The organism is Paracoccus sp. TRP (assembly GCF_000185925.1).
GTDB classification, from domain to species: Bacteria; Pseudomonadota; Alphaproteobacteria; order Rhodobacterales; family Rhodobacteraceae; genus Paracoccus; species Paracoccus kondratievae.
On sequence record NZ_AEPN01000082.1, the window covers coordinates 1 to 6,007 of the forward strand.

6 protein-coding genes, 1 tRNA gene and 1 pseudogene are annotated in these 6,007 nt (G+C 63.3%); 4 read left to right on the top strand and 4 right to left on the bottom strand.

Annotated features, from left to right (window positions below; genetic code table 11):
* Window positions 1-449 precede the first annotated feature (449 nt).
* The 3 genes and pseudogenes from PARACOCCUSGL_RS0119400 to leuB form a co-directional block, all read right to left on the bottom strand.
* A tRNA-Pro gene (locus PARACOCCUSGL_RS0119400) sits at window positions 450-526 on the bottom strand.
* Window positions 527-612: 86 nt separating this feature from the next.
* Window positions 613-1,566: pseudogene (locus PARACOCCUSGL_RS21055) on the bottom strand (DMT family transporter).
* 60 nt (window positions 1,567-1,626) lie between these two features.
* A complete protein-coding gene (gene leuB / locus PARACOCCUSGL_RS0119410; protein ID WP_010400499.1) occupies window positions 1,627-2,745 on the bottom strand; it encodes a 3-isopropylmalate dehydrogenase in 1,119 nt (372 codons plus the stop codon).
* Window positions 2,746-2,900: 155 nt separating this feature from the next.
* Between leuB and PARACOCCUSGL_RS0119415 the strand changes: the two genes are divergently transcribed.
* From PARACOCCUSGL_RS0119415 to PARACOCCUSGL_RS0119425, 3 genes are read left to right on the top strand one after another with little or no spacing between them, the layout of a single operon-like run.
* On the top strand, window positions 2,901-3,302 hold the full coding sequence (locus PARACOCCUSGL_RS0119415; RefSeq protein WP_010400501.1) for a hypothetical protein: 402 nt from the start codon (window positions 2,901-2,903) through the stop codon (window positions 3,300-3,302).
* 58 nt (window positions 3,303-3,360) lie between these two features.
* The gene (locus PARACOCCUSGL_RS0119420; RefSeq protein ID WP_010400504.1) at window positions 3,361-4,182 is read left to right on the top strand and encodes a uracil-DNA glycosylase family protein; all 822 of its coding nucleotides are present in this window, start codon (window positions 3,361-3,363) and stop codon (window positions 4,180-4,182) included.
* A 49-nt stretch (window positions 4,183-4,231) separates the two neighbouring features.
* Complete coding sequence (locus PARACOCCUSGL_RS0119425; protein ID WP_010400506.1) at window positions 4,232-4,501, top strand: hypothetical protein; 270 nt, start codon at window positions 4,232-4,234, stop codon at window positions 4,499-4,501.
* Between the two features lie 15 nt (window positions 4,502-4,516).
* On the opposite strand, the gene PARACOCCUSGL_RS0119430 is transcribed toward PARACOCCUSGL_RS0119425, so the two are convergent.
* Window positions 4,517-5,299: a protein-disulfide reductase DsbD domain-containing protein gene (locus tag PARACOCCUSGL_RS0119430; protein WP_010400509.1), complete on the bottom strand. Its 783-nt coding sequence runs from the start codon at window positions 5,297-5,299 to the stop codon at window positions 4,517-4,519.
* A gap of 118 nt (window positions 5,300-5,417) precedes the next feature.
* On the opposite strand from PARACOCCUSGL_RS0119430, the gene PARACOCCUSGL_RS0119435 reads away from it, so the two are divergent.
* Entirely contained in the window at window positions 5,418-5,990 is a 573-nt protein-coding gene (locus PARACOCCUSGL_RS0119435; RefSeq protein WP_010400511.1) for a YqgE/AlgH family protein, read from the top strand.
* The last annotated feature ends 17 nt before the right edge of the window (window positions 5,991-6,007 follow it).

Genomic DNA, 6,007 nt, shown 5'->3' on the forward strand with positions numbered 1-6,007 from the left:
CAGCCTCCGGCAAACCCGGTGCGGTTCATCCCCCTGTCCGTTTCGTTAATCAGGCAGTCGTCTCATGTCACGGTCGTCTATGTGGCTTTAAGACGGAACATCAGGTCGAGATCATGACTTGTCAATTCATGTTCAAGTCGCCAGTCCTCATTCCTATGGGCAAGAACGCTCGACGACGCCGAAAGGATTGCTCTGCCTCATGCCGAATGGAACTTTTCTGCAACAATAGTCGAACGACTGCTTAGCCCCATGCTGCCACGCAGCATGGGCTAAGCTGACCGTCCGCCAAGGGCCGTGACCGACAATCGCCTCTGGGGTTACACGGCAAAGTTGCACGCAGGCGGTCCGGCCCGGCGAACTCAGCCGCGAAGCTCTCGACCTCACCAGAGGGCCGCCTATTGAAACAAAAGGCAAGACTCTCTGAAACGCCACACTTATCAAAGAAAAATTGGTCGGAGCGAGAGGATTCGAACCTCCGACCCCCTGCTCCCGAAGCAGGTGCGCTACCAGGCTGCGCTACGCTCCGACCGTGAGGGGCAGGTATCCCCTGAAGCAGCGGAATGCAAGGGGGAATCTTGCGAACCCATCGCAGAAAACGGCGCGTACCAGAGATCAGCCACGTTCGCGCATCAGGCGCTGCAACAGGCTCCAGCGCGGGGCGGTCACCGTCTCGCTACCAAAGCGCGCCCGCGTTGCCGGACGCAGACGTGAACCGCCCAGACGCTCGCGCATCAGGATGTAAAGCCCAGAGGCAATGATCAGACCCGCCCCCAGGATGGTGGGACCATCCGGGCGCTCTCCGAACAGGTACTAGCCATAGCCGACAGCCCAGAGCATCTGCGAATATTGCATGGGCGCGACATTGGTCGCCTCGCCCGCCTGATAAGCGAGAATCAGCAGGAAACCCGCTGCAAGCCCCAGCGCCGCGATCACGCCGGTCAGCACCAGATCCCCAAATTCCAGCGGGCGATAGGCAAAGCCAAGCGAGGCTCCGGTCAGAAGAAAGTTCCCGATCATCGGCCATAAAAGCAGGATCACCGTCCGCTCGGACCGGCCGAGACGCCGCACGGCAATGGCCGACAGCGCGGTCGCCGTCGCCCCCATCAGCGCCGCCAGATGTCCCAGACCCAAGGGTGTCACCCCAGGGCGCAGGACGATCAGAACCCCGCCCAGCCCGGCGCAGACGGCAAGCCAGCGATGCAACCCGACCCGTTCCCCCAGCAGCGGGACCGAAAGGACGGTCACCAGCAAGGGCGCAGCAAAAAGGATGGAATAGACCTGCGCCAGCGGCAGGACGGAAAAGGCATAGAACCCGCCGATCCCCGAGGCGACGATGCAGAACGACCGCAGCCCGACCCAGAACGGGTTGCGCGGCCGCAGGGTACCATGCGTCGGGTCCCGCAGCAGCAGGACCGCCAGCGGAGGAAAGGATAATAGCGCCGAGAAGAACAGGATCTGCAGCGCCGGATATGTGGCACCCAGATGTTTGATGATCACGTCATGGGTCGAATAAAGCCCCATAGACAGAAGGGCGAGCAACGCGCCCTTGATATTGCCCGCCGCCATGTCTCTCCCCGACGGTTCACGTGATCGGACGCGCCCGGCGAACCGGGCGCGGGTCCTGGATCAGAGCGCCGAAAGCGCCGCGACGATATGGTCGCCCATCCCGGATGTGGACACCGGCTTGCCGCCTTCGGCGCCCATCAGATCGCCGGTGCGCACGCCATCGGCCAGCACCTTCTCGACCGCTTTTTCCAGCAGGTCAGCCTCGGCTCCAAGATCAAAGGAATAGCGCAGGCACATGGCAAAGCTCAGGATACAGGCGATCGGGTTCGCCTTGCCCTGCCCCGCGATATCGGGGGCCGAGCCGTGAACCGGCTCATACATCGCCTTGGGCCGGCTATTGGCCATCGGCGCGCCAAGGCTGGCCGAGGGCAGCATGCCCAGACTGCCGGTCAGCATCGCCGCCGCATCCGAAAGAATGTCACCAAAAAGGTTGTCGGTCACGATCACATCGAACTGGCGCGGGTTGCGTACCAGCTGCATGGCGCCGTTGTCAGCATACATATGCGACAGCTCGACATCGGGATATTCGTTGTCATGCACCCATTGCACTTCTTCGCGCCACAGGATGCCAGATTCCATCACGTTGGCCTTTTCCATCGAGCAGACGCGGCCTGCGCGTTTACGGGCCAGCTCAAAGGCCGAGCGCGCGACACGGCGTATCTCGCCGCTGGTATATCGCTGGGTGTTGACGCCGACGCGGCCGCCTTCGTTGCCGGGGGTGTCGTCCGCCGAAATTCCGCGCGGCTCGCCAAAATAAACGCCCGAGGTCAGTTCACGCACGATCAGAATATCGAGACCGGCAACCACCTCGCGCTTGAGAGAGCTGAAATCGGCCAGGGCGTCAAAACACTGCGCCGGACGTAGGTTGGCAAAAAGGTCCATCTCTTTGCGCAGACGCAAAAGACCGCGCTCGGGCTTCACGCTGAAATCGAGGTTGTCGTACTTCGGTCCGCCGACCGCGCCCAGCAGCACGGCATCAACCGCCTGTGCTTTGGCCATCGTCTCATCCGCAAGGGGTTTGCCGTGTTTGTCGTAAGCCGCGCCGCCGACCAGATCCTCGCTGACGTCAATGGACAGGCCGCGGTTCTTTTCGAACCAGCCAATGACCTTGCGGACCTCGGCCATGACCTCGGGGCCAATGCCGTCGCCGGGCAGGATCAGCAGGGAATAGGTCGTCATCGCAGGCATCCTCATATGCTTATGACACTTGCTGCCCCGCCTAGCCCTGCGGCCTGCCTGCGTCAAGTTCACGGCGAATTGGGTTGCGCCCGACAGACGGATCGGGCGGGATGGGCGGGCAAACCGAATGCCCAGCACAAGCAAGGGAGCAATCCATGAAGGCACTCGCGGCTTTGGCCGGCGCACTGGCCCTGCTGTCCGGCGCGGCACTGGCAGACGGGGGCATCACCGTAAAGCTTCCCGACGTTTCAAACCTGTCCGAAAACGAGGCGAAATCCCTGATCGCTGAACTGGCGAATGTGAATGTCATCACCTCGAATTGCGCCGATTATTCGATCACCGACGGGGAATGGACCCTGATCACCGGCACTGGCGACCTGCTGGCGGCACAGTTGGGGCTGGACGCCTCGGCCTATGACAAAACCTATTACGGGCCGGCCTTTAAGCTGCTGGACGATCCGGCGGCCTGCGACCGCATCGGGCCCACGGCCAAACCGCTGATCCAACGGCTGATCGGCATGGGCGGCGGCACGACGCCGCTGACCCAGTCGCAATGACGCGTACCGCAGCGCAGGCGGGCTTGCCCGCGCCCGCTTCGCGCCCTAGCCTGCGGTCATGACCGCCGATCCAACCTACAGGGGATTCGCGCTGGACGCCGAAACGGCGCTGGCGCTTCTGCAATGGCAGGCCGAGCTGGGCGCGGACGAGCCATGTCTTGATGCGCCGCTCGACCGTTATGCCTTGTCCGACCGGACCGAGACCCCCTCGGCCGCGCCTGCCGCTGCGCCGCCCGCCCCCTCTGCAGCCACGCCCCGCGATGAGGGCGAAAATCTGGTTGCGCAGGCCGAGACCATGGCAGCCAGCGCCACCACGCTGGCCGAGCTTGCCGCCACACAAGAGGCCTTTGACGGGATCGAGCTGAAAAAGGGCGCACGTAATTTCTGCTTCTCGGACGGCAACCCCGGCGCGCGGGTGATGATCATCGGCGAAGCTCCGGGCGAGGAAGAGGACCGGCAGGGTCGTCCCTTCGTTGGCCGCGCTGGCCAGTTGCTGGACCAGATGTTCGGGGCAATCGGACTGTCGCGGACGGCGGTTGATGCCGAAAAGGCGCTTTACATCACCAATGTCCTGACCTGGAGACCACCGGGAAACCGCCGCCCCGAACCGGCCGAGATCGCCATGATGATGCCCTTTCTGACCCGGCACGTCGAACTGGTGCAACCACAGCTGCTGGTGCTGATGGGCAATACGCCCTGCATCGCGGCGCTGAACCGGCAGGGCATCCTGAAGCTGCGCGGCACCTGGACGACCGCCTTTGGCCTGCCCGCGCTGCCGATGGCCCATCCGGCCTATCTGCTGCGCACGCCCCTGGCCAAACGCGAGGCATGGGCGGACCTGTTGTCGCTGTCCGCGCGGCTTGAGGACCTGGCTGGCTGAGCATAACCAGACCAAAGTCGCCCCTCTCCCACAGCAGGAGCATCGACACATGTATCGTATCACTTTGGAATGTCATGGTGTTCCCGCCGCTGCGGGGCCCGGGGCAGCGGGCGACATCACCCAAGAGTTCCGTAGCAACTATCCGCATGAGCACAACGTCGTCTGCACATTCGCGGACGGCGTGCTAAGATTGATCGCCGAGAACGATTACGACCCTGAAGGGCTGAACCTGATCGACGAATTCAGCGATAATATTTGCGCGTATATCGCACCATTCGACGGCAGCATCAAACTGGTCAGCGTCAAAGCTCTTAGCTGAAGCTGCCGGTAAGGGTTAGTCCGCGACCTCGCGGCAGCCCCGGAACTCGACCGCATCATCGGGGCCGATCAGAGTCAGCCTCAGCGTGGCGGGGTCCAGTGCAAAGGGTTTGCCCGAGGCAGCGACGAAATCGGCCTGCGCCGTCAGCCGCCCATCCTTTCCGCCAATTTCAGGGGTCGAGACCCAGACCTCGTCGTCCGTCAGCTCCATCGCGACCTTGTCGCCGCGGGCGCTGTCCTCGGCTGGCAGGGTGGCAGTGACCTGCATGCCGTCGCGGATCTCGACAATGCGGCAGTCGGGCTGCCGGTCCGAGATCTCGGGGCGCATTTCCATGGCCTGTTTGATCAGCGGATCGGGGGTCGCGGCGGGGGCACCTGCCTGCAACTTGACCTGTGCAGGCACGCAAATGTCCTGACAGATGCCGAAATCGACCTCGGCCATCGGCTCGACCGGGGCGCCGGGGCGGGCGGGGGTGATCTCGATCGGCAAGATCAGCTCTTCCCGATAGCCCAGCGTACGCTCTCCCTCGGATTCGATCACCTCGGGACGGGGCCAAAGCAACCGGACCTCGCCCAGATTTTGCGAACCAGCCCAGTCAAAGCGCGGCGGCACGCCAGCATCGCCGGGGCTACGCCAATAGGTCTTCCAGCCCGGCTCAAGCCGCAGATGCAAAGCGGTCATGCGATTGCCTTCGGGCGTGACCCAGCCGGGCATCATCTCGGCCGAGACAAGCCCGGGTGGCAGGTCCTGTGCCATGGCCGGCGCGACGGTCAGAAAAAGCAGGGCGATCATCCTCATGGCGTCGTTTTAGCCGTCCCCTTGCCCGGGCGTGAAGTCACAATGACGGCAATCTCTTGCGAAAACATGTCGCAAGGCCGATCTTGAGAGGAAACAAACAACAAACACGGAGCAGATCATGGATAAATCCAGCAACCTGACCGGCAAGATGCTGATCGCCATGCCCGGCATGCGCGATCCGCGCTTTGAGCAGTCGGTGATCCTGATCTGCGCCCATTCCGAGGAAGGCGCCATGGGGCTGGTCGTCAACCGCCCGCTGCCCGAGATCGGCTTTTCCGACCTTCTGGAACAGCTTGGCATTCAGGCTGATGAAAACGCGGTGGATATTCCCGTCCGCTTTGGCGGCCCGGTCGAGCCGGGGCGCGGATTCGTGTTGCATCGCGTGCCCCGCGACATCGACCTGGCCGAAAACCGCATGCGCATCACCGACGATCTTGCCATGTCCACCACGCGCGACATCCTCGAAGATTACGCTCACGGGCACGGCCCGCAACCGGCGGTGCTGGCGCTTGGCTATGCCGGATGGGGGCCGGGGCAGCTTGATTCCGAGATCCGCCAGAACGGCTGGCTGACCTCGGACCGGGGGGATGAGATCATCTTTGGCACCGACAATTCCGGCAAATGGCGCGCGGCGATGAAGTCGCTGGGGATTGACCCCCTGATGCTGTCGCCCGACGCCGGCCACGCCTGACGAGCTAGGCCGGATCG

Bases quoted from the DNA above. Each gene is read 5' to 3' on its own strand.
- leuB (WP_010400499.1), bottom strand. From the start codon at position 2,745: ATGACGACCTATTCCCTGCTGATCCTGCCCGGCGACGGCATTGGCCCC.
- PARACOCCUSGL_RS0119415 (WP_010400501.1), top strand. From the start codon at position 2,901: ATGAAGGCACTCGCGGCTTTGGCCGGCGCACTGGCCCTGCTGTCCGGC.
- PARACOCCUSGL_RS0119420 (WP_010400504.1), top strand. From the start codon at position 3,361: ATGACCGCCGATCCAACCTACAGGGGATTCGCGCTGGACGCCGAAACG.
- PARACOCCUSGL_RS0119425 (WP_010400506.1), top strand. From the start codon at position 4,232: ATGTATCGTATCACTTTGGAATGTCATGGTGTTCCCGCCGCTGCGGGG.
- PARACOCCUSGL_RS0119430 (WP_010400509.1), bottom strand. From the start codon at position 5,299: ATGAGGATGATCGCCCTGCTTTTTCTGACCGTCGCGCCGGCCATGGCA.
- PARACOCCUSGL_RS0119435 (WP_010400511.1), top strand. From the start codon at position 5,418: ATGGATAAATCCAGCAACCTGACCGGCAAGATGCTGATCGCCATGCCC.